Here is a 22,833-nt window from a genome sequence, read left to right as displayed (position 1 = left end):
GGTTGCGTCGAGGATGTTCGTCTGCCGCGGGCCGCAGCGACGGCGCCGCCGCGGTTTGCGGGCGGTCGACGACGCCTGAATCGGTCGCCGTGGTTTGCGGCAGGTCGCGCGCGGGCAACGATCCGCAGCGACGGTACGTGAACCATCTGGCCACCGCGGTGGAGATCAGGACGGCGGCGGCGCAGCGGCGCGGCGGCGCTCCGGTTCCCTCGTCGAGCCCGCGAGGCGCCGGCGGTGCTTCGGGTCTCATTCGCGTCCGCGAGGCGACGCTCCTCCGATATCCTGCAGGCGTGCCGCTCGCACTCCTCCTCGCGCTCGCGCTGGCGTCGGCGCCGGCGAGCGCGTCGAGTGAGACGAGCCCGCCCGCGAGCGCCCCGGACGAGGCGACCGCGACGCCGACCGGGCAGGCGCGGCTGCGCGGGCGCGTGATGGTGTACGGCAGCCGCGACCCCGTGGCCGGCGCGCGCCTGCTCGGCGACGCCAATTCGGCCGAGACGGACAAGACCGGCCACTTCGAGCTGTGGTTGCCGCCGGGCGAGCACAAGCTGCTGATCCGCGCGGCTGGCTTTCAGGACATGTCCGTCTCGATTAAACTCGAGGACCGCCAGGATCTGGTCTACGAGTACCGCCTCGCGCCCGACGTCGCCGGCAACCGCTACCGCACGGTGGTGAGGCAGCAGCGGGAGGTCGCGGTGTCGAGCACCACGCTGCGCGACGAGGAGCTGCGGGCGGTGCCGGGGACCTTCGGCGACCCGTTTCGCGTGGTCGGCAGCTTGCCCGGCGTGTCGCAACTGGCGGGCTTCTTGCCGTACGTGGTGGTCCGCGGCGCCGCGCCTGGCAACACCGGCTACTACCTCGACGGCGTGCGCGTGCCGATCCTGTTCCACGTCGCGCTCGGGCCCTCGGTCATCCACCCGTACTTCATCGACCAGGTCGACTTCTACGCCAGCGGCGCGCCGGTGCGCCTCGGTCGCTACGCCAGCGGCATCATCGAGGGCCGCACGCGCGCGGCCCGGCGCGACCGCGCCTACGGCGAGTTCGACGTGCGCCTGACCGACGCCGGCGGCCTCGTCGAGGTGCCGCTGAATTACAAGTACGATCGGGCATGTCTCGCAGAACAGCGACGAAAGGCCAGGTCCAACAAGACAGGTCGAGTCAAGCGCGAGGACTGCCGGCGCGGGCCCGCGCGGGGATCGCTGACGCTGGCCGGCCGCTACAGCTACACGGCCGGCGTGCTGACGCTGGTGCAGGCCAACATCAAGCTGCGGTTCTGGGACTACCAGGCCCGCTTCGACCACGCGCTCGGCAAGCGGGCCGCCTACACCGCGTTCGCGCTCGGCAGCTTCGACGAGCTGGGCGAGAAGTCGAGCCCGACGCCGCTCGTGCGGTTCGAGTTCTATCGGCTGGTGCAGAAGATCCGCCACGAGCTGCCGCGCGGCGGCGTGGCGACCTACAGCCTCGGCCTCGGCCTCGACCGCACCGGCCTGTCGCGCACGCGCAGCAACGAGTGGCTGATCGCGCCGCGCGTCGACGTGCGCGTGCCCGTCGGGACCAGCGGCAACGCGGAGTTCGGGGCGGGCATCGATCAGGAGGTGCAGATCTTCCGCGGGGCGACGGCGGCGATGGCGAGCGAGGGGTGGAAGCTCGAGAGCCTGACGCAGCTGTTCAGCGACCGCGTGGTCTCGGCCACCGGCGTCTACGCCGAGCTGCTGTGGCGCAAGGGCCGGTTCGACATCCGCCCCGGCGTGCGCGCCGATCTCTACGCGCAGGTCGGCCACTCGCCCGTGCTGCCGCAGGCGCGCACGGTGACGCACGCGTTCGGCATCGACCCGCGGATCCTCGTGCGCGAGAAGATCGGCGAGCGCTGGACGCTGCGCCAGAACGTCGGCGTCTACCACCAGCCGCCGAGCTTTCCGGTCCCGCTGCCGGGGCTCGAGAGCTTCGGCTTCGAGCGCGGGCTGCAGCGCAACATCCAGGGCAGCGTCGGCTACGAGCTGGTGCTCGGCGGCAAGCTGGCGATCACCCAGGACGTGTACCTCGGGCGCCTGTCGAACCTGCAGGACTACGACCTCGCGTCGCTGTCGTCGGGGAAATTGCAGGAGATCGACGACCTCGTGATCTCGGCCAGGGGCTGGTCGTACGGGCTCGAGACGATGGCGCGACTGCTGCCCGGTCAGCGGGCGTACGGGTGGGCCGCGTACACGCTGTCGCGCTCGACCCGCGAGTACGAGTACGGCGGCCGCGCCCCCTCGAACTGGGATCAGCGTCACATCGTCAACGTCGTGCTCGGCTATCGCATCAGCGATCGCTGGAGCTTCGGCGGTCGCCTGCACTTTCATTCAGGTCGCCCGTACACCGTGCAGATCGGCGATCAGACCGCCTCCGAGGCGCTGCTCTACAACCGCAACAATCGCCGCTTGCCCGCCTACTTCCAGCTCGACCTGCGCGCCGAACGAACCTGGCGCTTCCGCGCGTGGAGCCTTCACTTCGTCGCCGACATTCTCAACTCGACGTACTCGAGCGAAGTGATCGCGTGCGTGCTGCAAGGCGACAGCTCGGCAGCGTCCGGCGCTGGTTCGATCGTCAGCGACACGAGTTGCGGCTCGCGTGGCTTAAGGTACATTTTGCCCTCCCTGGGCCTTCGTGGCGTGTTTTAGCGGGGGTCCACTAGCCCCGAGAGACAAGTTCTATGAGACATGCTCGTGTGAGCATCCGCAACGGCGGACTGTTCGAAGCGCCAGGTAACTTGTGTCATGATGGGGCTCGGGACATCCGACCGAGGAGCTCAAGATGAACGAAGTTGCACAGGAAATCGGACGACGGATCAGGCTGTGGCGCACCGCGACTCCGCCGCCCAAGACCCGCCGCAAGCGCGAGGGTGAGACCGGCTGGCGGCCGCACCTGACGATCGAAGAGCTGGCCAAACAGACAGGTCTGACGGTCACCACGGTCAACAAGCTCGAGCTCGGCTACAAGGCCCCGCGCATCGAGTCGCTGCTGCTCCTCGCGCAGGCGTTCGGCTGCGAGCCGACCGACCTGCTGCCGAAGACCAAGTCCAAGAGCGGTCCCAAGGGCGAGCTGCTCGACGAGCTCCACGCAGTCGCCGCCCAGTTGTCGCCGAAGCAGATCCGCGACCTCGTCAAGGTCGCCCGTACGCTCGAAGGCGGTTGAGTCCCACAAGGCCCGATCGGCCGGTCGGTCCAGGCCGCGGGCCGAGCCGCAAGTTGGCAACGGTCGCCAAGCGCCGTTGCCATTTTTTCTTGGGTCCCTCCCCTCCTGTCCCCGTAGCTCCTCGACATCGCGCTGGCCCACGACGTGCATGGTGATCGGCACCATGCGTCTCCGCTCCCGCCCAGCCCTGTTCACCCGCGTATTCGTCGATGCCGCCACCACCCGCCCGCTCCTCCGCGAATTGCTGGAGCAGCGCCGCGCGGCCGAGCCCGTGACCCGCGAACCGGCGACGAACCCGGCGGCCCTGCCGCAGGCCGCGTGACGGCGAAAGACACGAAGTGTAGCGGCGCGCGCGGCAGTATCGTCCGGGACGGGAACCAACCTGGACCCTCGCGCGTCTTTCGGCCACGATGATTCCGATGCCCTGCTGGCGCTCGTTCCTGGCCTTCTCGCTCGGTGCCGCCGTGATGTGGTGCATCAAGGCGGGCCCGCCCGAGGCCCAGGCCGGCAACAACCTCGGGACCGACGCCTACGGCAAGGCGCTCCGCACGGTGATCGACCGCTATGTCGACCCGGTCGAGCCGAGCCGCGTACTGGCAGAGTCGCTGAAGCGGATCGTCAGCGGGCTCGATCGCCACAGTCACTATCTCACCGCCGACGAGCGCGCGCTGCTCAAGCAGCGCAGCCGCGGCGGCTCGACCGGGATGGTCGTCGAGCTGCAGCGCGCCGAGCCGGGCACGCGCAAGCCGGCGCGGCTCGAGGTCGTGGCCGTGCTGCCCGGCTCGCCGGCGGAGAAGATCGGCCTGCAGCCCGGCGACTCGATCTTGAAGATCCGCGATCAGGACGTCGCCTTCATGCTGTCGCGCGCCGAGGTCGACGTGCTGCTGCTCGGCGGCGACGGTGAGACCATCGAGCTCACCGTGCAGCGGCGCAACGACGCGGCACCGACGGCGCAACGCCTCGTGCTCTCGGGCCAGGCGCTGCCGGTGGTCAGCGGCGCGCTCGTCGAGCACGCCGGCCGCAAGTTCGCCCACGTGCGGATCCGTGCGTTCCGCTCCGGCGTGGCCGACAGCGTGCGCTCGACGTTGAAGGAGCTGCGGCGCTCGGCCGGCGCGGCGGGCCTCGGCGGCGTGGTGCTCGACGTGCGCGGCAACCCGGGCGGCGACGTCGGCGAGGCGGTGCTCATCGCCGACACGTTCGTCGGCGAGGGCGTGCTGGTGCGGACGCGCGGTCGCGGCGGGCAGATCCTCCGCGAGGAGCGGGCGACGCAGGCGGCCACCGACGACGCGACGAAGGTGGTGGTGCTGCAGGACCACCGCTCGGCCTCGGCCTCGGAGCTGCTGGCGGTCGCGCTGCAGGACCACGGGCGCGCGAAGGTCGTGGGCGAGCGCAGCTACGGCAAGGGCACCGTGCAGGACGTCATCGGCCTCGACGACGGCTCGGTGCTGACGCTGACGATCGCCCGCTACTTCTCGCCGAAGGACCGGCTGATCGACGGCGCCGGGGTCGAGCCCGACGTCGTCGTCCCCGACATGACGACCCAGCCGGAGGCCGCGCTGCGCGCGGCGCTCGCGGCTCTGTGAGTGTAATCGAGGAGTCCAAGCGGACAGGGTCTTTCGGCCCTGTCCGTAAGCACATGTGTTAAGTGGAAGTCGTGAGACGCGGCTCACCCCGCCGGGCGGCGGTGCTCCGGACGCGGCGGGACGAGGGCCACCCGGTCCGCGCTAGCTGAGGAGGATCCGCTTGGCCGCGGAGGCGCTGGTGGCCAGCTCGCGCTCGCGCGGGCCGAAGTTGCCGCCGAGGCAGGCGACGTAGAGGGTCTCGCCGAGGACCTCGATCGCCTTGACGCTGAGGCCGCGCTCCTGGCCGTCGCGCTTGACGGTGGCGCGAGCGCGTCCGCGCCCGATCAGCGGGGTGACGGCGGCGAGCATGGTGAGGTCGAGATCGGTCGAGCTGTTGGAGACGACGAAGCCGCTCTCGTCGGCGACGACCACGAGGTCGAGCTCGCCGCGGCTGACCGCGCCGTCGAAGGCGGCGATCAGCGCCGACTTGGTGTCCTGGAAGCGGTTCCGGCGCCGCTCATAAAGAGGCTTGCCGGGTCGCGGGAGGGGGGGCAGGCGCAGGGGGCGCTTCTCGATCTGCTGGGCTTCCATGGGTGGCTCCTTCTCTGGCGCGAGGGGTAAGTTGGCGAGAGTGTATGTCCTACATGTGGGCGCTCCAAAAGATCGGCGAAGTCGTGCTTGCCGGGCCCGCGGCGGTTGCGCAAAACCGCTGACGGCCCCGGATGAACTCACTTCGGCGTTAAATGAGAGGGTCGTCATGGGCGCAAAACGGCTACACTTGCGCCATGCCGATCGAGGGCGCGGAAGTCGAACAAGTCCGCCAGGCGCTGCTGCGCTACGCCGGTTGGGACCAGGTCCCGGAAGAGACGATGACCGAGCTGTGTCTCGGCGCGAACCTCGTCGAGGTGAAGCGCAAACGCTCAGTTTTCCGCCGCGGTGAGCCAGGTCCCGGCCTGTTCGTGGTCAAGTCGGGCGAATTCAAGCTGAGCCTCATCTCGTCGGAGGGGCGCGAGCAGATCCTCTACCTCGCAGAGCCGGGCAAGTTGATCGGCGAGGGCTTCCTGCCGCGCGACGTGCAGTGCGCGGCCTCGGCCTTCGCCATGCTCGACTCGGAGGCGTGGCAGTTCGAGACGGATCCGGTGATCTCGCTGATAGGGCGTTCGCAGCCGCTGGCGTTCGCGTTGATGCGCCACATGGCCTTCCGCGCCAACCGCCTGATCGACCTCGTGCTCGACCTGTCCCTTCGGTCAGTCGAACGCCGACTGGCGTCGTTCCTGCTGTCGCTGGCGATGCGCGCCGGGGCCGAGCCGGGCAAGCCGTGCGTGATCCCGCGGCAACTCGACATGAACACTGTTGCGGCCCGGCTGGGCACCGTTCGAGAGGAGATCTCCCGGGCCCTGAACCGCATGCAGCGCGAGGGGATCCTGAGCCTCAGCCGCCAGGAGATCGTGGTCCTCGACCTCAACGCCCTCGAGCGCGTGACCTACGAGTGAGCCGATGCGCGATCCGAGGTTGATGGGCGCCGCCGTGGTGGCGCTCGTCTGCGCGTGCGGCCAGGACGCGACGTCGGGCAAGGCGGCGCCGGAACCCCTCGAGGCCCGAACCACGGCGCCCGCTGCGGCGCCCTCGGGACCTGCCGTCGCGACACCGGCGGGGAGTCGAGGCGACACCTGCCGCAGCTGGGCCGAGCTCGACCCGGCGACGCTGCCGCCGCTGCCCGAAACGCCGTACACGGCGACCTTCGATCGCGTGTGGCGGACGGTGCTCGAGAAGCACTTCGACCCGACGCTGGCCTGCAAGGACTGGCCGGCGCTGCGCGCCGAGTACGGGGCCAAGCTCACCGCGGTGGCCGACGCGCCAGCGGCCTACAAGGTGATGAACGACCTGCTCGAGACGCTCGGGCAGAGCCACTTCAAGGTCGTGCCGCCGTTCAGCGGCGCCGAGCCCGACGACAAGGCCGGCGGCCCGGCACGCGTGCCGGTGCACGTGCGCATGATCGGGGAGCAGCTGGTCGTGGTCGACCCGAAAGTCGGCGGCGTCGCCAGCGGCGTGCCGGCCGGCGCGGCGCTGGTGAAGATCGGCGACAAGACCGCCGAGGCGTTGATCGAGCGCGCGCGCAGCGAGGCGATGCGACCGGGCGAGGTGGCCTACCACGCCGCGTTCGAGGCGAGCCGCGCGCTGTCCTGCCAACCTGGCCAAAAGCGCAGCCTGACGTACCTCGACCCGGGCGCGGGGGACACCGCGGTCACGAAGGATGTCACCTGCGTGACGCCGCCCGGCGAACTGGTGTCGCTCGGCAACCTGCGCGACCTGCCGACCACGGTCGAGCACCGCATGCTGCCGAGCGAGGGCAGCGGCGGGAAGAAGATCGGCTACATCGCGTTCAACTACTGGATGCTGCCGATGGTCGAGCGCGTGAAGGCGGCGATGACCGACCTGCGCGGGCAAGGCATGGAGGCGCTGGTGCTCGACCTGCGCGGCAACCCGGGCGGCGTCGGGGCGATGTCGATCCCGGTCGCGCGCCTCCTGCTCCAAGAGTCAGGTAGCCTGGGCAAGCTGCAGTTCCGCGAATTCGCCCAGGAGTTCAACGTGGCTGGCGATCCGGACGCGTTCGCCGGGCCGGTGATCGTGCTGGTCGACGAGGGCACGGCGAGCACGTCGGAGATCTTCGCCGCCGGGCTGCGCGACCTCGGGCGCGTGCGCGTGGCCGGAGCGCGGGCGTCGGCCGGGGCGGCGCTGCCGTCGTTGCTCGAGCGGCTCGACAACGGGGCGCTGCTGCAGTACGTCGTCGGCGACTACCACTCGGCCAAGGGCACGGTCGCCGAGGGCGACGGCGTGGCCCCCGACATCGCCGCGGTCGAGACCCGCGCCGACTTCGTCGCCGGCCGCGACCCGGTGCTCGCGGCCGCGATGGCGGCGTTCGACAGCAAGAGTCCCTGAGAACATGTCCCAAGGAGCTACTCGCATGCGACGGCTGCAACTTGTGTGTCTGACCGGCTGGATGGCGCTCGTCGGCTGCGGCGGGGAGGCGAAGAAGGCCGAGGCGGCCAAGGCGGCGCCGGCGGTCGAGGCGACGCAGGCCGACGCGAAGGCGCCGCCCGCCAGCGACCTGCCCGACGCGACCGAGCTGCTGGCGAAGGTGGTCGAGGCCAGCGGCGGCGCGGCCAAGCTCGACGAGATCAAGAGCTTCTATCAGGAGATGACGGTGGAGATCCTCGGGGCGGGGATCTCCGGCGCCGGCAAGACGTGGTCGAAGGGCGACGACTTCTATCTCGAGATCACGCTGCCCGGCGTGGGCGTGAGCACCGGCGGCGGCAAGGCCGGGAAGTTGTGGACGCTCGACCCGATCCAGGGCCTCCGCGAGCTGACCGGCAAGGAGGCGGCGATGGCCGAGATGGGCACGTCGCTGAACATCGCCCACGACTGGAAGCGCTTCTTCGACAAGGCCGAGACGGTCAAGGTCGAGGAGGTCGGCGGGAAGAAGTTCGCCGAGGTCGTGCTGACCGCGTCGAAGTCCGGCAACACGGTGACGCTGCGCATCGACCTCGCCGACAACCGCGTGGTCAGCCAGAAGCTCAAGCAGTTCAGCTCGATGGGCGAGATCCCCGTGGAGGTGACGCTGGCGGACTACCGCGAGCAGAACGGCGTGTGGTTCGCGTTCGAGCAGGTCGCCGACATGAAGCTGCAGAAGCTCAAGACGACCACGACCAAGCTCGAGCTCAACGTGCCGGTCGACGAGTCGAAGTTCGCGCTGCCCGGCTCCGAGCCGCCGGCGGACGCGAAGGCGCCCGCGGAGGCCGACGGGGCGAAGAAGTAGCGGCTGTCCCGAGGGACAGCCCTCGCGGTGGTGGCGGCTGTCCTGCGGGACAGCCGCCGAGAATTCGGCTGTCCGCGAGGACAGCCCGGCGCTCACAGCTGCTGGGCGCAGTACATCGGCTCGCCGAGGGCCTGGATCAGGCCGAGCTGGGTCTCGAGCCAGTCGACGTGCTCCTCCTCGGAGATGAGCATGCGCTCGAGCAGCTCGCGGGTGGCGTTGTCGCCGAGGTCGCGGCAGAGGGCGATGCAGGTGTTGAAGCGCTGGACGGCGTCGTACTCGAGCTTGAGGTCGAGCTCGAACTGCTCCTTCACCGACTCGCCGATGTTGACCTTGTTGTAGCGCTGGACGTTGGGGATCCCATCGAGGAAGAGGATCCGCTCGATGAGGTCGTCGGCGTGCTTCATCTCGTCGATCGACTCGTCGCGCACCTTCTTGGCGATCTTGTGATAGCCCCAGTTCTTACACATCTTCGCGTGAATGAAGTACTGGTTGATCGCCGTCAGCTCGGCTGTCAGCACGTCATTGAGCGCATGGAGGATCTTGTCGTGGCCCTTCATCGTGGGCGCACGCTAGCACGGGCTCGTGCCGACCGCCGGCCGTCGCGCCGCGGTGAAAAAGACGTTCAACTTCGGCGCGGCGCTTCAGGTCGCTTCGCCGCCGCCGACGCTGCCGTTGTGGTGCTCGTGTCGCGCCGGCGCGGCGCTCTCGAGGAGCTGCCGGATCTGCTGCACGCACGCGCCGCACCCCGTGCCCGCCTGACACGTCTGACGGATCTGCTTCAGCGTGCAGGCCCCGCGGCGAGCCTCGGCGAGGATCGTGCGACACGAAACACCCTTGCACAGACAGACGATCATGATGGCGTACGGGTCCTGGTCCTGACGTTGGCGGTGAAATTCATTGTCAGAACGACACCTTCAAGGTGCCCAGGCTGGGCCCGGAGCGCAAGGAGTTTGAAAGTGATTTTCAGGTCCGATTCCGCTCGCGCGGCCCACGCGCCGACAGATCGCGAAGTGCGGAGGATGCGCTTCCGCGAATTGGGCCCCAGAGAGGGTCTGTGTGAGGGTGGACGAGTCCGCTCGGCGGACTGCGATCCTGGCTCACACCGGGGAGTGTCGATCGCCACAGGTCGCGGGCGGCGAGCAGGCGCGCGATGTCGAGCGGATGCGGGCGAGAGGGCGGCGTCCTCGGAGGCTCGTCAGGCGTGATGCTGCCGCGGCGCGACGTGAAGTCAGGAGCTGCGTGGAGGGGCCGGACGCAGCGACCACGGAATTTTCGCGACGCGGCTCGAGCCCGACGCGTGCAGCCGATGTGGCGCTTGGGACATGTCCGAAGAGGCCGGCGCGTCCGCGGGTGATGCGTCGAGCCAGTACGGCCAGCCCGAAGTTCTCCAAGGGATGGTGACGCCGCAAATTCGCTGCTCTCGTCGCGCGGCCGCGAAGAGCCGCCGACACTGCCGGCGAGCAACGCCTGGGGAGTTTTGAAGCGGCTGGTGCCGCGACCGGGTCATTTCGAGTGGTCCTCGCGTCGGGCTCGGACAGGCTGGCAAGGCACGAGACCGACGAGCATCGCGGCCAGCGTGGCGGAGAACTTGCGGCACCAGCTGGGGCTGCCGGCTGCGCGCGCGAGCTTCGGCGGGCGATGGAGGAGTTCGAGCGCTTGCTCGTCTCGAGGTTGGGCGCGCGGAGGAGAAGCGTTCGTGCGAGCGGGTAGATGCGGACGTACGAAGCCCGCGCCGGCGCGAGGCGGGCGCGGGCTTCACGGTGAGGGCGGCTCACATCCGCGAGACGCGGCGGGCGAGCGCGAGGGCCACGAGGGCGTGCGCGGCGAGCCACAGGCGGTCGATCGTCGGGCCGCCGGGGAGGCCGTTGAGCAGGGTCGGCAGGACGATCGCGCCGTGGAGGAGCAGGGCGGCGTAGCCGAGGTTGAGGCCGACGAGCACGCCGCGGAGCGGGCGGACGCCGACGAGCAACAGGGTGGCCAGCACGGGTAGCAGGGCCGAGAGGAACAACGGCGAGCCGACGGCGGTGACGCCGGCGAGGTCGGCGGCGGCGTAGGCGATGGGCGCCAGGCCGAACGCGCCGGCGGCGAGACCTGCCCCGAGGAACATGCTCGCAAAGGCAGCCAGGCGCGCGCGCCGACCGGCGAGGCCGGCGATGCCGAGGCCCGCCAGACCGCCGAGGCCGAGCAGGCCGAGCAGGCCGCCGCGCTCGACCTGGTAGCTCTCGATCGCGGCGTCGACGGCGGCCACGGCGTCGATGATGCCGGCGCCGTACTCCTTGTCCCACTCGAGGTTGTTGGGGTGCTTGGCGGTCTTCTTCAAGATCCGCTCGACCTCGGGCGGGTTGTTGACGCCGCGCGAGACGACCAGCGCGGCGACGCCGGCGGCGTGCGGCGAGGCCATCGAAGTGCCCTGCAGCCACATGTAGTCGTTCTTCAGCGGGTCCTGCAGGAGGATCGTGTTCTGCAGGACGCCGTCGGGGTAGCCGTCGCCGTTCTTGTCGACGCGGGTGTCGCCGCCGGGGGCCGAGACGTCGAGGTCCTTGCCCCAATTGGAGTACCAGGTGCGCACGCCCATCGCGTCGACCGCCGCGACCGCGACCGAGCCGTTGTTGGAGGCGGGCCAGCCGACGCGGCCGCGGCTCTCGTTGCCGGCGGCGCAGACGACGGTGACGCCCTTGTTGTTGGCGTAGTCGATGGCCTTGGCGAGCACGCTCGAGGGCATCGGCCCGCCGAGGCTCATGTTGATGACCTGGGCGCCGTGGTCGGCGGCGTAGCGGATGGCGTTGGCGATCCAGGGGATCTGGCCGCGGCCGTCGCCCGACAGCACCTTGAGCGGCATGATCGTGCTCTTGAAGGCGACGCCGGTGACGCCGAGCGCGTTGTGGGTGGTCTGGGCGATCGTGCCGGCGACGTGGGTGCCGTGGAGGTGATCGTCGAGGCCCTCGGGCAGCGAGTTGGGGACGAAGCTCTGGCCGTGGGTGAAGGCGGTGCCGGCGAGGTCGGGGACCTGCTTGGCGACGCCGGGCAGGTCCTTCCAGGCGACGCCGGTGTCGATGACGGCGACGACGACGCCCTCGCCCTTGGTGACGCCCCACGCCTCGGGCGTGTGGATCATCTGCATGTGCCACTGGCGGCTGTACATCGGGTCGTCGGGCTCGAAGCGCGGGCGGCGCTCCTTGCTCGGCTCGATGTCGCCGGCGGGCTCGATGGTCACGTCGCCGACGAGCGAGAAGACGAGCTCGGGCTCGACGACCTCGACCAGAGGATGGTCGGCCAGCGTGGTCTGCAGGGCGGCCAGCTCCTCGGGCTCGCCGAGGACGCGGAACAGGTGCTCGCCCTCGCTGTAGAAGCCGGCCGGCTCCCAGGCGAGGCCGAGGCCGTCGAGCAGGGCGCGCAGCTCGCCCTCGCTGCCGCCCTCGCCGTCCCCGGGCTCGACGAGGTCGAGCAGCAGCGCCCCGGTGCTCTCCGCAGCGTCGAGGTCGGTGATGGAGAGGGGCGTGATGTCCGCGGCCCGCACGCCCTCGTCGCCGGAGCGGTGCTCGACCGCCAGCCAGACGCTGGCAGCGGCGAGGCCTGTGGCCGAAAGGAGGGTGCGATGACGCGAGAGGGCCGAAACGAGACGCATGGGTGCTCCTGGAAGGGGCCTGAGGCCGGCGGTCAGTTGGTTCGTCAGTATAAAAGGGCGGCATGGCCCATGCACGGCGCGCCGCGCGTGCGCTTTTCGCCCGGCGCGAGATCGGGTATGGTCGACCCGCCGCGTTCGTAGCTCAGCTGGATAGAGCATCGGGCTTCGAACCCGAGGGCCGCAGGTTCGAATCCTGCCGAGCGCACCAACGGCGGGGCCCGACGGCCTCGCCGACCTCCGGGTCGTCCGCGTAAAAAAAGTGTGGCTCGGGCGGCGTGAGGCGAGTCCGCGGATCACGCGCCGGGTCGCGCTGCCGAATTTTACGGCGCGCCGGCGCTGCAGCGGGCGGGCGTTCGGGGGCGCCGGTCAGGGGTCGGTGAGCCGTCGAACGGACATGTTCGATCGCGCATGGCGCGAAGAGCATGTCCTGCAGAGCATGCCCGATCGGGCCTGCGCTGCAGGACATGTCCGAGCGGGCAGGTCGAAAGCTCAGCGCCGGCGGCGGCGGCCGAGCAGCGCGAGCAGGCCGAGCGCGAGCAGGCCGGACGGGGGGGGGGCCTGCCGGCAGCCGCAGCCCTCGTCGCCGCCGCCGCCTCCGGTGGCGCCGCCGGTCGAATCGTCGCCGGTGCCGGGGTCGGTGGTGCCGGGGGGGTCGTCGGTGGTCGCCGCGCTGGTGGTCGGAGGCTCGCTGCCGGTGGTCGGCGCGTCGGTGGTGCCCGCGGTGGTGGGGTCCGGGCCGGTGGTGCTGGTGCCGTCGGTGTCGCTCGGCTCGCCGTCGCCGAAGGCGACGCAGGTCTCGTTGCCCGCGGCATCGACGGCGCACAGCTGGCCGCTCTCGGCCTCCGGAGTGCCGCGCCACAGCGCCTCGCCGTACCAGTACATCGGCGTCTCGGTGCCGTCGACGACCAGCAGGACGGACTGGAAGTCGTGCGGCATGACCGGGCTCTTGTTGTCGTGGATCCGCGCGTACACGACGCCGTCGACGAGGGTGACCTGGGTGACGCGTGGACCGGCGGTGTCCTCCGGGACGTCGACGCCGAGGAACACCCGGTCGGCGCTCTGCGGGGCCTCGCCCTCGGACAGGACGACGTCGATCTTCTTGTCGCCGTCGAGGTCGGCGACGGCGATCCCGAGGGTGCCCTGCGAGTTGGCGGGCATGAAGGCGTCGTTGACGGTGAGGTGGCCGTCGCCGCTGTTGATCATCAGCCGGTCGTCGCTGCCGAACAGGCCGGCGATCACGAAGTCGACGTCGCCGTCGGACTCGACGTCGAGGAAGGCGACCATGTTGTCGTCGCCCGGGATGTTGTCGGTGTCGGGCCACAGCTCGGCGGTGGCGTCGGTGAAGCCGCCCGCGCCGTCGTTGACGAACACGTGCTCGCGGCCCTGCGGGCCGTCGTTGATCGTGATGAGGTCGATGAAGCCGTCGCCGGTCAGGTCGATCGGCTCGAACTCGTAGTTGTTGGCGAACTGCGGCAGCTTGTCGGAGGCGTCGGTGAAGTTGCCGAGGCCGTCGTTGACGAACATGTACGAGCCCGTGCACGACTTGCACGAGACGAGCACGTCGAGGTCGAAGTCGTTGTCGACGTCGGCGAACTCGAGCTCCCACGACCAACCGACCAGCACGTCGGGCATCTGCGCCTCGGTGGCGTCGGTGAAGCCGCCGGCGCCGTCGCCGAGCCACAAGCGCGTGCGCCCGGAGCTCTGGTTGGCCTGACCGGGGCCCCAGTCGGCCAGCACGGCGTCGAGGTCGCCGTCGCCGTCGACGTCGCCGAACTCGACGTCGCCGAAGCTGTGCGGCGCCTGCGGCAGCTTGTCGGTGGCCTCGATGAAGCCGCCCTCGCCGTCGCCGAGGTAGAGCCGGCTCTGGGTCTCGAAGGTGTTGGCGACCAGGATGTCGACGGCGCCGTCACCGTCGAGGTCGCGGACCTTGATCGCGCGGGTGAAGTCGAGATCGCCGCTGAACACGTCCTCGCTGACGTCGAGGAACGGCATGCCCGCGCCCTGGTTGAGGAAGGCCCGGTTCTGCTCCGGCGCCTCGGGCGAGGCGTAGCCGGCCCCGTTGGCGAACAGGATGTCCGGCCGCCCGTCGCCGTCGATGTCGGCGATCTCGACCTTGTTCGACCACTCGGCCGTCTGGCCGATCGTCTGGGCCGTCGCGTCCTCCCACGGCGCCGCGCGGGCAGACCCGGCGACGAGGCCGAAGCCCGCGACGGTGATGAAGAAGTAAGACATGCTCTTCGGGACATGTCCCGAAGAACGCCAGCTCATTCGAGCATGATCCCGCGCTCGCCGCATACCGTGATCATCTGCTTCTGTCGGTTCGGGTCGGTCAGCTTCTTGAAGACCGACTTGGCCTTGGCCTGATCGCCCATCTTGCACGCCGAGGCGCCCATCAGCGCCAGAGCGTTGGAGTTCTTGTCGATGTCGTAGCTCTTCTTCGCCAGGTCGTACGCCTGCGTGGCGTTGCCGGCGAGGTTGGCCTTGCGCGCGTCCTCGAGGAGCTGCACCGGGTCGCCCTTGGGCGCCGGCGGCTTCTCGGTCTTGGTCGGCGGCGGCGGCGGCGGCTTGACGACCTTCTCGCCCTTCGGCACCACGGGCTTCTTGATCGGCTCGCTCGGGTCGGGTTCGACGGGCGGATCGCTCGGCGCGACGCCGGTGGGCTCGGGCACCGGATCGTTGGGCAGCGGCGGGTCGCTCGGCGGCGGCTGCTCGGGCGCCTTCGGCTCGGTCTTCTGTTCGACCGGCTGCGGCGACGGCTCCTCGACCTTGGCCGGCGGGTCGACCTTCGTGCCCTTCGGCGCGTCGGTGCTGCCGCCGCCACCGGTGAACTGGTAGGCGAGGAAACCACCGCCGATCAGGAACACGGCGAGCAACGCGAACAACAGCCCGCGCCCCTTGCCGTCGCTGCCGGGCTCGGTGTGACGCTCTTCGTCGCGCGGCGTCTCGCTGAGCGGCGGCGGCGGAGCGATCATCGCCGCGGCCTCGGTGGCGGGGATCCGCGGCAGATCCATGCTGGGGGCGGCGCGCATCGGATCGGTGCCGGGTCCGCCACCCTGACGGTCGATGTTGAGGGTCGTCTGCTCGGCGTTGTTGGTGATGGCGAGGTGGTAATCGCCGATCTGCACCACGTCGCCCTCGTTGAGGTTGACCGTGCCCTCGATGAGGACTCCGTTCACCCGGACCCCGTTGTAACTGTCGAGGTCCTCGATCACCCACCCATCCGAACCTGGGGTGAGTCGCGCGTGCTGCCGGGAGACGTTCTGTTCGGTGAGCTGGATGGTGTTCCCTGGCTCCCGACCGATCGTGATCTCCTCTTCTCCGAGCGGCACGATCGTGGTCGCGCCCTCTTCGTCCTCGATGATCAGTCGCAGGGCCATCCGTGTGAGCTTCAGGGTAGGAAGTTCGGCGAATTACTGTCAAGCGAGCCCGCGGCGCCGCGGCTCCGCGTCCGCACGTTCCGGAGCAGCCAACACAGCCGTTGCTGGCCCTCGGACAATAACAACGTTCAGTCCCGCACTTTGTCGCCGCCACCGCGCGCGAGGATCTCGCGCAGCGGATAGACGCCGATCCCGTCGGCCCAAAGCCGTGGAAGCTCGACCCGCAGGGCCTCCACGACCTCCTGCGACGGATGGGCAATGACGACGGTCGGGGCCTCGCGCGCGCGCACGGCGGCCGCGTGGAGCTGGGCCAAAATCGCGTCCGGGCGCGGATCGTGGTCCAAAAACACGTCGCGCCCGAGCGCCGGGACCCCCGCGGCGGCGGCGGCTGCGAGGGCCTGGCTGTGCGGGGTCGTGCGCGAGTCGAGGAAGAACAGCCCGCGCTGGCGCAGCTCGGGCATCAGCGCGTCCATGGCTGCCCGGTCGGCGGTGAGCCGCGAGCCCATGTGATTGTTGACGCCCACGGCGACCGGGACTCGCTCCAGCGCCGCCCGCAGCGCCGCCCGCAGCTCGTCGGCCGAGGCGCCCAGGCGGAGGAATTGTTCCCGCGCCTCGAGCTCGGTCTGCATGGCCGCAGGATCGACCGGCTCGCACGGGAGATGGAGGAGGATCTCCCGCGGCCGCCGACGGTCGGCGCGCAGCCGCAGCTGGGCGCCGACGGCGTAGACGCCGCCCGGGACGACGCTGAAGGTCAAGGGGAAGCGCAGCGCGAGCAGCTGGTCGAAGTGGTGCAGTTCGCGGCCGATGTCGTCGATGACGATCGCAAGGTGACCGCGCGCCTCGTGCCAGGGGATCGTCAGGTCGCCGCGCGAGTCCTGCCAGCGACGCGTGCGCGCGACGGTCTCGTCGAGCTGGCGCTGGAAGATCGCCTCGTCCTCGGTCCGCCCGAGCGGGGCGACCGGCGGAGCGGGGGCGAGCCAGAAGAGCGCGGCGGCGACGACCCACCACCCGACCAGCGTGGCGCGGGCCCATCGCGGCGCTGCGACGTCCAAGCTACCTCCGCCGACCGCCGCGCGAGGGGACGCGCACCATGCCGCGCAAGTGCTGGACGGCGACGCGCAGCTGGGCGTCCTCGCCGGCGGCGCGCACGGCCTCGCTGTCGTCCTGCAGGGCGCCGGCGGGGTAGCCGAAGTCCTCGGGCTTGAGGTGGCGCGGCTGGGCGCGCTCGGGCTCGAGCTCGGGCTGGCTGTCCTTGTAGGGCCGGAAGTCGGCGCCGGCGAGGACGTCGGGCTGGATCCCGCTGGCCTGGATCAGGCGATCGTTGGGGGTGTAGTAGAGCGCGATCGTCAGCTTGAGGAGGGAGCCGTCGCCGAGCTCGAAGGGGGCCTGCACCGAGCCCTTGCCGTAGGTGCGCTCGCCGACGATGAGCGCGCGCCGGTGATCTTGCAAGGCGCCGGCGACGATCTCGGAGGCGGAGGCGGACGACTTGTTGACCAGCACGACGAGCGGCAGCTTCGACCAGGCCTGCCCGGGGACGGCCCGCGCCTCGTCGAGGAGCTCACCGCGACGGCCGCGGGTGCGCACGATCGGGCCCTCGTTGACGAACAGGTCGACGACGGCGATCGCCTGGTCGAGCAGGCCGCCGCCGTTGTCGCGCAGGTCGAGGACGACCCCGCCGAGGCCGTCGCGCGACTGGTCGCGCAGGGTCGCCAGAGCGTCGGAGACCTCGCGCCCGCTGGTCTCGGAGAAGTCGCGCAGGCGCACGTAGCCGAGGCCCTCGCCGAGCACGCGGCTGGTGACCGCGGGGCTGTCGATGTACTCGCGGGTGACGACGACGGTGCGCACGCTCGGCTTGCCGGGCTTGCCGTCGACCTTCGGCGCGGGCCGCTCGAGCACGAAGCTGACCTTCGTGCCAGGTTGCCCGCGCATCGCCATGATGGCGCGCCGCAGGTCGAAGAAGTGGCTGATCGGCTTGCCCTCGATCGAGGGGATGAGGTCGCCGACGGCGACGCCGGCGCGCTCGGCCGGACCCTTGGCGACGACCTCGCGCACCTCGAGCACGTAGCGCGCCTGCGGCTCGGTCTCCTGGCGCAGGACGACGACCATGCCGACGCCGCCGAAGCTGCCCTCGATGTCCTCGCGCAGCAGACGCGCCTCGCGCGGCGGCAGGAACTCGCTGTGCGGGTCGAGCTCGGCGACGAGGCCGGCGATGGCGCCGTAGATCAACTTCTCGCTGTCGACCGGGCGGACGTAGTGGTTCTCGAGGATGGTCAGCGCCCGCGCGAACATGTCGAGCTTGCGGTAGCGCGAGTAGTCGGCAGGGGCGGGCCGCGGAGCCTGGGCGACCGCGCCAGGCTGGGCGATGGCCGATTGGACATATCCCGAAAGACCTGCCCCGAAGAGCATGCCGAGACCGACCAGCGCAACGGCGCGGAGCTTCGACCGCGTCATACCGTCACGCTGCGACTTCGACATCCACCATCTCAACGTCGCTTGGCAAAGGCCAGGTAGCACCGTCTTCTTCGCGCGTCTCAAGGCAAAGTTGGATCGCTTCCTGGATGTTGGCGAGAGCCTCTGCTCGTCCCTTGCCCTGGCTGATGCAGCCGGGAATCAGCGGGCATGTCGCCACGAACCAGCCGTCTTCGTCCGGCGTCAAGACCACGGGGAAACGCATAAGTGGAAGGGTATGCCACCCACACCAGGATGCAACGGGCCGGCGCACCTGCCTCCGCAGAGGGCCGCGGCGCAAAGGGCGCCATCACAGATCGCGCATCACCGCCAGAAACTCCGCAAGCGAGATATTCCCCTGCTTCAAGATCTGGTTCAGCGTCCCACGCCGGAGTTCTCGGTGATTCGGAACCGTCACGTAAGACGGTCCTGGACCTACGAGACGAATGTGGCTGCCTGTCTGACGCAGCTCGACAAAACCGATGCGCTTGAGAACCGCGTGATGCACTGTTGACCGGAAACAACTGGAAGCGCTGGCATGAGTCACTCCGGACCCGAACGCTCTGCGCTCGGGTCAGCACTACTCACCGTACTACTCGGCTATTTTCTCGGCCGAATTCGCATACTTGCCGGTCTAGTTCGGTTACTTGAAGAGGTCGCTCACGAGCAGCCGCTGGTGGCGCCGCAGCTGACGCACTTCAGGCACGAGCCGTTGCGGACCATCGTGAAGCTGCCGCACGAGCCGCAGGCGTCGCCTTCGTAGCCGGACATGCGGGCGACGCGGACCTGTTCGCTGACGGTGGGGGCGGCGGAGGCGGGGCGGGCCTTGGCGGCGGGGCGAGCGGCTTCGGCGGCGGCGGTGCGGTCCTCGACCTCGATGGCGTGGCGCTTCTTGGCCGGGACCGGGCCGCGGGGGAGGTTGGCGCTGAGCTTGAGCGGGCCGGGGGTGACGATGCGCTCGGAGACGACCTCTTCGTCGGCGAACTCGACGTTCTCGGCCTGGCTCTGGTCGCCGAGGGCGTCGGGCTCGAGGTCCTCGGGGTTGACGTGGGCCAGCTCGTTGCGGTCGAGGTAGGTGACGGCGAGCTCGCGGAAGATGTAGTCGATGATCGAGGTCGACATCTTGATCCGCGAGTTGCCGACCACCGGACCGGCGGGCTCGAAGCGGCTGAACACGAACGCGTCGACGTACTCCTCGAGCGGCACGCCGTACTGCAGGCCGAGGCTGATGGCGATGGCGAAGCAGTTCATCAGGCTGCGGAAGGCGGCGCCCTCCTTGTGCATGCCGATGAAGATCTCGCCGAGGGTGCCGTCGCCGTACTCGCCGGTGTGGATGTAGACCTTGTGGCCGCCGATGGTCGCCTTCTGCGTGTAGCCGCCGCGGCGGTCGGGCATGCGCCGGCGCTTGGCCAGGTAGCGGTGGACGATCTTCTCGGTGACCTTCTCGATCACCTGCGGCTGCGTGGTCGACAGCGCGTCGCCGGCCTCGTCCTCGGCCTCGACGGCGAGCGCGGCGCTCAGCGGCTGGCTGAGCTTGCTGCCGTCGCGGTAGAGGGCGTTGGCCTTGAGCGCGTACTTCCACGAGGCGAGGTAGACGCTCTCGACCTCGCGCACGGTGGCGTCGCTCGGCATGTTGATGGTCTTGCTGATCGCGCCGGACAAGAACGGCTGGGCGGCGGCCATCATGCGCACGTGCGCCATCGGGGCGATGTAGCGGGTGCCGTAGCGGCCGCACTTGTTGGCGCAGTCGAACACCGGCAGGTGCTGCGCGCGCAGGTGCGGGGCGCCCTCGACGGTCATGGTGCCGCACACGTAGTCGTTGGCCCGCTGGATGTCCTCGGCCGAGAAGCCGAGGCCCTCGAGGATGTTGAAGCCGGGGTCGTTGAGCTGGGCGTCGCTGAACTTGAGGACGTCGCGGCAGAAGTCGTCGCCGAGGACGTAGCGGTTGAACACGAAGCCGATCTCGAAGGCGCCGGCGAGCTCCGACTCGACGCGCGCGAGCACCTCGTCGGTGAAGCCCTTGCGCTTGAGGTCGGCGTGGGAGATCCGCGGGCTGCCGACGAGGGTGCCGGCGCCCTTGCAGTAGCGGACGATGTCGGCGATCTGCGTCTCGGTGTAGCCGAGGGTGGCGAGCGCGGCGGGCACCGACTGGTTGATGATCTTGAAGTAGCCGCCGCCGGCGAGCTTCTTGAACTTCACCAGCGCGAAGTCAGGCTCGATGCCGGTGGTGTCGCAGTCCATCAGCAGGCCGATGGTGCCGGTCGGGGCGATGACGGTGACCTGGGCGTTGCGGTAGCCGTGCTGCTCGCCGAGGCGCAGGGCGGCGTCCCACTCGGCCTGCGCGGCCTTGAGGAGGTAGCTCGGGCACACGTGCTGGGCGATGCCCATCGGCGCGATCGACAGGCCCTCGTACTCGCTGCGCGACGCGTTGTAGGCGGCGCGGCGGTGGTTGCGGATGACCCGCAGCATCGGCTCGCGGTTGGCGGCGAAGCCGGGGAACGGGCCGTGCTCGCGCGCCAGCTCGGCGCTGGTGCTGTAGCAGGCCGCGGTCATCAGCGCGGTCACGCCGCCGCAGATGGCCACCGCGAGCTCGCTGTCGTAGGCGATCCCGCGCAGCATGAAGTAAGTGCCGAGGTTGGCGTAGCCGAGGCCGAGGGTGCGGTACTTGTAGCTGCGCACCGCGATCGCCTCGCTCGGGAACTGGGCCATGAGCACCGAGATCTCGAGCACGATCGTCCACAGGCGGCAGGCGTAGCGCACGCCCTCGACGTCGAGGTCGATGTCGCCGGCGCCGCCGGTGGTGGTGAGGAACTTGGTCAGGTTCAGCGACGCCAGGTTGCAGGCCGTGTCGTCGAGGAACATGTACTCGGAGCACGGGTTCGAGGCGTTGATCCGGCCGTCGTTCGGGCAGGTGTGCCACTCGTTGATGGTGGTGTCGAACTGCAGGCCGGGGTCGGCGCACGCCCAGGCGGAGAAGGTGACCTTGTCCCACAGCTCGCGCGCCCGCACGGTGCGGTGGACCTTGCGGTCGCTGCGGCGGATGAGGTCCCAGGTGCCGTCCTCCTCGACGGCGCGCAAAAACTCGTCGGTGACGCGCACCGAGTTGTTCGAGTTCTGACCCGAGACGGTGGCGTAGGCCTCGCTGTCCCAGTTGGTGTCGTACTCGGTGAACTCGATCTCGCGCGCGCCCTGCTTCGCCAGCGAGATCGCCCGCTGGATGTAGCTCTCGGGGATCTCCGCCGCGCGCGCGGCGTGGATCGCCTTGCCGAGGCCCCGGTTCTTGCGCGGGTCGAAGCGGTCGTCGCCGGTGAGGGCGACGTCGTGACATGCCCCCAAGACCAGGTTGAGGTGGCGGCTGCACAGCCGGCTGCCCGCGACCAACGCGGCGACCTTCTGCTCCTCGACGACCTTCCAGTCGATGAACTTCTCGACGTCGGGGTGGTCGACGTCCACGATGACCATCTTGGCGGCGCGACGGGTGGTGCCGCCGCTCTTGATCGCCCCGGCGGCGCGGTCGCCGATCTTCAGGAAGCTCATCAGACCGCTGCTGCGGCCGCCGCCCGACAGCGGCTCGCCCTCGCCGCGCAGGGTGGAGAAGTTGGTGCCGGTGCCCGAGCCGTACTTGAAGAGGCGGGCCTCGCGGACCCACAGGTCCATGATGCCGCCCTGGCCGACGAGGTCGTCGCTGACCGAGGAGATGAAGCAGGCGTGCGGCTGCGGGCGCTCGTAGGCGTTGTTCGACAGGCCCAGCTCACCGGTGACCGGGTCGCAGTAGCTGTGGCCCTGGGCCGGACCGGTGATGCCGTAGGCCCAGTGCAGGCCGGTGTTGAACCACTGCGGGCTGTTCGGCGCGACCATCTGGCCGGCGAGCATGGTGGTCAGCTCGTCGTAGAAGGCGCGGGCCGAGTCCTCGTCGCTGAAGTAGCCGTGCTTGAAGCCCCAGTAGGTCCAGCAGCCGGCCAGGCGGTGGAACAGCTGCCGGCTGTCGGTCTCGCCGACCATCCGCTGCTCCGGCGGCAGGGCGGCGAGCGCCTCGGTGTCGGCCTCGCTGCGCCACAGCCACTCGGGGACGCCCTCCTCGGCGACCTTCCGCAGGCGCGCCGGGACGCCGGCCTTGCGGAAGTACTTCTGCGCCATGATGTCGACGGCCACCTGCGACCAACCCTGCGGCACCTGGATGTCGCTCGCCTCGAACACCACCGTCCCGTCAGGGTTGGTGATCCGCGAGCCACGGCGCTCGAACTCGACGCCGGAGAAAGGACGGGGTTGATCCTTGGTGAACAGCCGGGACAGCTTCATGACGGGGCGGACTCCGGGGGCAGGAGGCGAGTTGTCGGGGAACAGGGGGGGGGGCGTGAATTGCGCGACCGGCCTTGCGAAAGCAAGACCCGGCCAGCCGCGACCAGGCTCCGCGCGCACGGGCAGACCGGGCGAGCGAAGACGAGCAGCAGGGGCGAAATTGTAAAGTCGGGCAGAGATGGACCGAGGAGCGCCGGGACGCAAGCGTGACGCAAGCGCTCGTCGACCCCCACATCTTGTGGGTGAGGGGCCTTGTAGCACGACATGTTGGGGTAGAGAACTTCCGCGCTCCGCGCGATTCGCCCCGTTACCGGCTCTAGGACGGGGGCCAGCGCCCCTTCCGCATCCACAGGAATTCCGCTGTCGTGCCAGCCTGTCCCGCGCGAATCTGGAATGGTGTTTAGTCGCGCGTCGAGGTGGCTCGGGGCGTTCGCGCGGTCCGCACAAGGCGGTACCGTCGCAGAACGGCGGAAACCGCGCGGAAGCCGTCCACAGGGGGCCTGGGGGCGTCAGGACTCGTACCTGGGCGTGGGC

At 70.0% G+C, this 22,833-nt stretch carries 18 protein-coding genes and 1 tRNA gene; 8 read left to right on the top strand and 11 right to left on the bottom strand.

Going from position 1 to position 22,833, the window contains the following annotated elements; all coding sequences use genetic code 11:
• Positions 1–290: 290 nt before the first annotated feature.
• The 4 genes from K7C98_RS39785 to K7C98_RS39770 all read left to right on the top strand — a co-directional run bounded on the left by K7C98_RS39785 (position 291) and on the right by K7C98_RS39770 (position 4,754).
• Positions 291–2,657, top strand: a complete 2,367-nt coding sequence (locus K7C98_RS39785) for a TonB-dependent receptor (RefSeq protein WP_224197159.1) — start codon at positions 291–293, stop codon at positions 2,655–2,657.
• A 133-nt stretch (positions 2,658–2,790) separates the two neighbouring features.
• Entirely contained in the window at positions 2,791–3,171 is a 381-nt protein-coding gene (locus K7C98_RS39780; protein ID WP_224197158.1) for a helix-turn-helix domain-containing protein, read from the top strand.
• Positions 3,172–3,334: 163 nt separating this feature from the next.
• Positions 3,335–3,493, top strand: a complete 159-nt coding sequence (locus tag K7C98_RS39775; protein WP_224197157.1) for a hypothetical protein — start codon at positions 3,335–3,337, stop codon at positions 3,491–3,493.
• Between the two features lie 88 nt (positions 3,494–3,581).
• Positions 3,582–4,754: a S41 family peptidase gene (locus tag K7C98_RS39770; RefSeq protein ID WP_224197156.1), complete on the top strand. Its 1,173-nt coding sequence runs from the start codon at positions 3,582–3,584 to the stop codon at positions 4,752–4,754.
• Positions 4,755–4,895: 141 nt separating this feature from the next.
• Here K7C98_RS39770 and K7C98_RS39765 read toward each other — a convergent pair whose 3' ends face one another.
• Complete coding sequence (locus K7C98_RS39765) at positions 4,896–5,324, bottom strand: hypothetical protein (protein WP_224197155.1); 429 nt, start codon at positions 5,322–5,324, stop codon at positions 4,896–4,898.
• A gap of 194 nt (positions 5,325–5,518) precedes the next feature.
• Between K7C98_RS39765 and K7C98_RS39760 the strand changes: the two genes are divergently transcribed.
• The 3 genes from K7C98_RS39760 to K7C98_RS39750 are packed head-to-tail and all read left to right on the top strand — an operon-like array spanning position 5,519 to position 8,550.
• Positions 5,519–6,226: a Crp/Fnr family transcriptional regulator gene (locus tag K7C98_RS39760; RefSeq protein ID WP_224197154.1), complete on the top strand. Its 708-nt coding sequence runs from the start codon at positions 5,519–5,521 to the stop codon at positions 6,224–6,226.
• Positions 6,227–6,230: 4 nt separating this feature from the next.
• Positions 6,231–7,673: a S41 family peptidase gene (locus tag K7C98_RS39755; RefSeq protein WP_224197153.1), complete on the top strand. Its 1,443-nt coding sequence runs from the start codon at positions 6,231–6,233 to the stop codon at positions 7,671–7,673.
• Between the two features lie 25 nt (positions 7,674–7,698).
• A complete protein-coding gene (locus K7C98_RS39750) occupies positions 7,699–8,550 on the top strand; it encodes a hypothetical protein (RefSeq protein WP_224197152.1) in 852 nt (283 codons plus the stop codon).
• Positions 8,551–8,642: 92 nt separating this feature from the next.
• Here the strand turns inward: K7C98_RS39750 and bfr are convergent, their stop codons facing one another.
• The 3 genes from bfr to K7C98_RS39735 form a co-directional block, all read right to left on the bottom strand.
• Positions 8,643–9,107: a bacterioferritin gene (gene bfr, locus K7C98_RS39745; protein ID WP_224197151.1), complete on the bottom strand. Its 465-nt coding sequence runs from the start codon at positions 9,105–9,107 to the stop codon at positions 8,643–8,645.
• Positions 9,108–9,191: 84 nt separating this feature from the next.
• Positions 9,192–9,404 carry a (2Fe-2S)-binding protein gene (locus K7C98_RS39740; RefSeq protein ID WP_224197150.1) on the bottom strand — a complete coding sequence of 71 codons (213 nt, stop codon included), beginning with the start codon at positions 9,402–9,404 and terminating at the stop codon, positions 9,192–9,194.
• A 917-nt stretch (positions 9,405–10,321) separates the two neighbouring features.
• Complete coding sequence (locus K7C98_RS39735; RefSeq protein ID WP_224197149.1) at positions 10,322–12,175, bottom strand: S8 family peptidase; 1,854 nt, start codon at positions 12,173–12,175, stop codon at positions 10,322–10,324.
• A 131-nt stretch (positions 12,176–12,306) separates the two neighbouring features.
• Between K7C98_RS39735 and K7C98_RS39730 the strand changes: the two genes are divergently transcribed.
• Positions 12,307–12,383, top strand: a tRNA-Arg gene (locus K7C98_RS39730).
• A 281-nt stretch (positions 12,384–12,664) separates the two neighbouring features.
• On the opposite strand, the gene K7C98_RS44270 is transcribed toward K7C98_RS39730, so the two are convergent.
• From K7C98_RS44270 to K7C98_RS39695, 7 genes are all read right to left on the bottom strand, one after another.
• Positions 12,665–14,443 carry an FG-GAP repeat domain-containing protein gene (locus tag K7C98_RS44270; protein ID WP_263430248.1) on the bottom strand — a complete coding sequence of 593 codons (1,779 nt, stop codon included), beginning with the start codon at positions 14,441–14,443 and terminating at the stop codon, positions 12,665–12,667.
• On the bottom strand, positions 14,440–15,552 hold the full coding sequence (locus K7C98_RS39720) for an FHA domain-containing protein (RefSeq protein WP_224197148.1): 1,113 nt from the start codon (positions 15,550–15,552) through the stop codon (positions 14,440–14,442). The genes K7C98_RS44270 and K7C98_RS39720 overlap by 4 nt, the downstream gene beginning before the upstream one ends.
• A gap of 128 nt (positions 15,553–15,680) precedes the next feature.
• Complete coding sequence (locus tag K7C98_RS39715; protein ID WP_224197147.1) at positions 15,681–16,604, bottom strand: divergent polysaccharide deacetylase family protein; 924 nt, start codon at positions 16,602–16,604, stop codon at positions 15,681–15,683.
• A gap of 1 nt (position 16,605) precedes the next feature.
• Complete coding sequence (locus K7C98_RS39710) at positions 16,606–18,003, bottom strand: S41 family peptidase (protein WP_224197146.1); 1,398 nt, start codon at positions 18,001–18,003, stop codon at positions 16,606–16,608.
• A gap of 4 nt (positions 18,004–18,007) precedes the next feature.
• Positions 18,008–18,226 (bottom strand): type II toxin-antitoxin system HicB family antitoxin, encoded by a 219-nt coding sequence (locus K7C98_RS39705; RefSeq protein ID WP_224197145.1) that lies wholly within the window; start codon positions 18,224–18,226, stop codon positions 18,008–18,010.
• A gap of 84 nt (positions 18,227–18,310) precedes the next feature.
• Positions 18,311–18,508, bottom strand: a complete 198-nt coding sequence (locus tag K7C98_RS45300) for a type II toxin-antitoxin system HicA family toxin (RefSeq protein ID WP_224197144.1) — start codon at positions 18,506–18,508, stop codon at positions 18,311–18,313.
• 152 nt (positions 18,509–18,660) lie between these two features.
• On the bottom strand, positions 18,661–22,299 hold the full coding sequence (locus K7C98_RS39695) for a vitamin B12-dependent ribonucleotide reductase (RefSeq protein WP_224197143.1): 3,639 nt from the start codon (positions 22,297–22,299) through the stop codon (positions 18,661–18,663).
• Positions 22,300–22,833 lie beyond the last annotated feature (534 nt).

It is taken from the genome of Nannocystis pusilla, from assembly GCF_020073745.1.
In the GTDB taxonomy this organism is placed as follows: Bacteria; Myxococcota_A; Polyangia; order Nannocystales; family Nannocystaceae; genus Nannocystis; species Nannocystis radixulma.
This window is presented reverse-complemented; position numbering and strand designations above follow the sequence as displayed.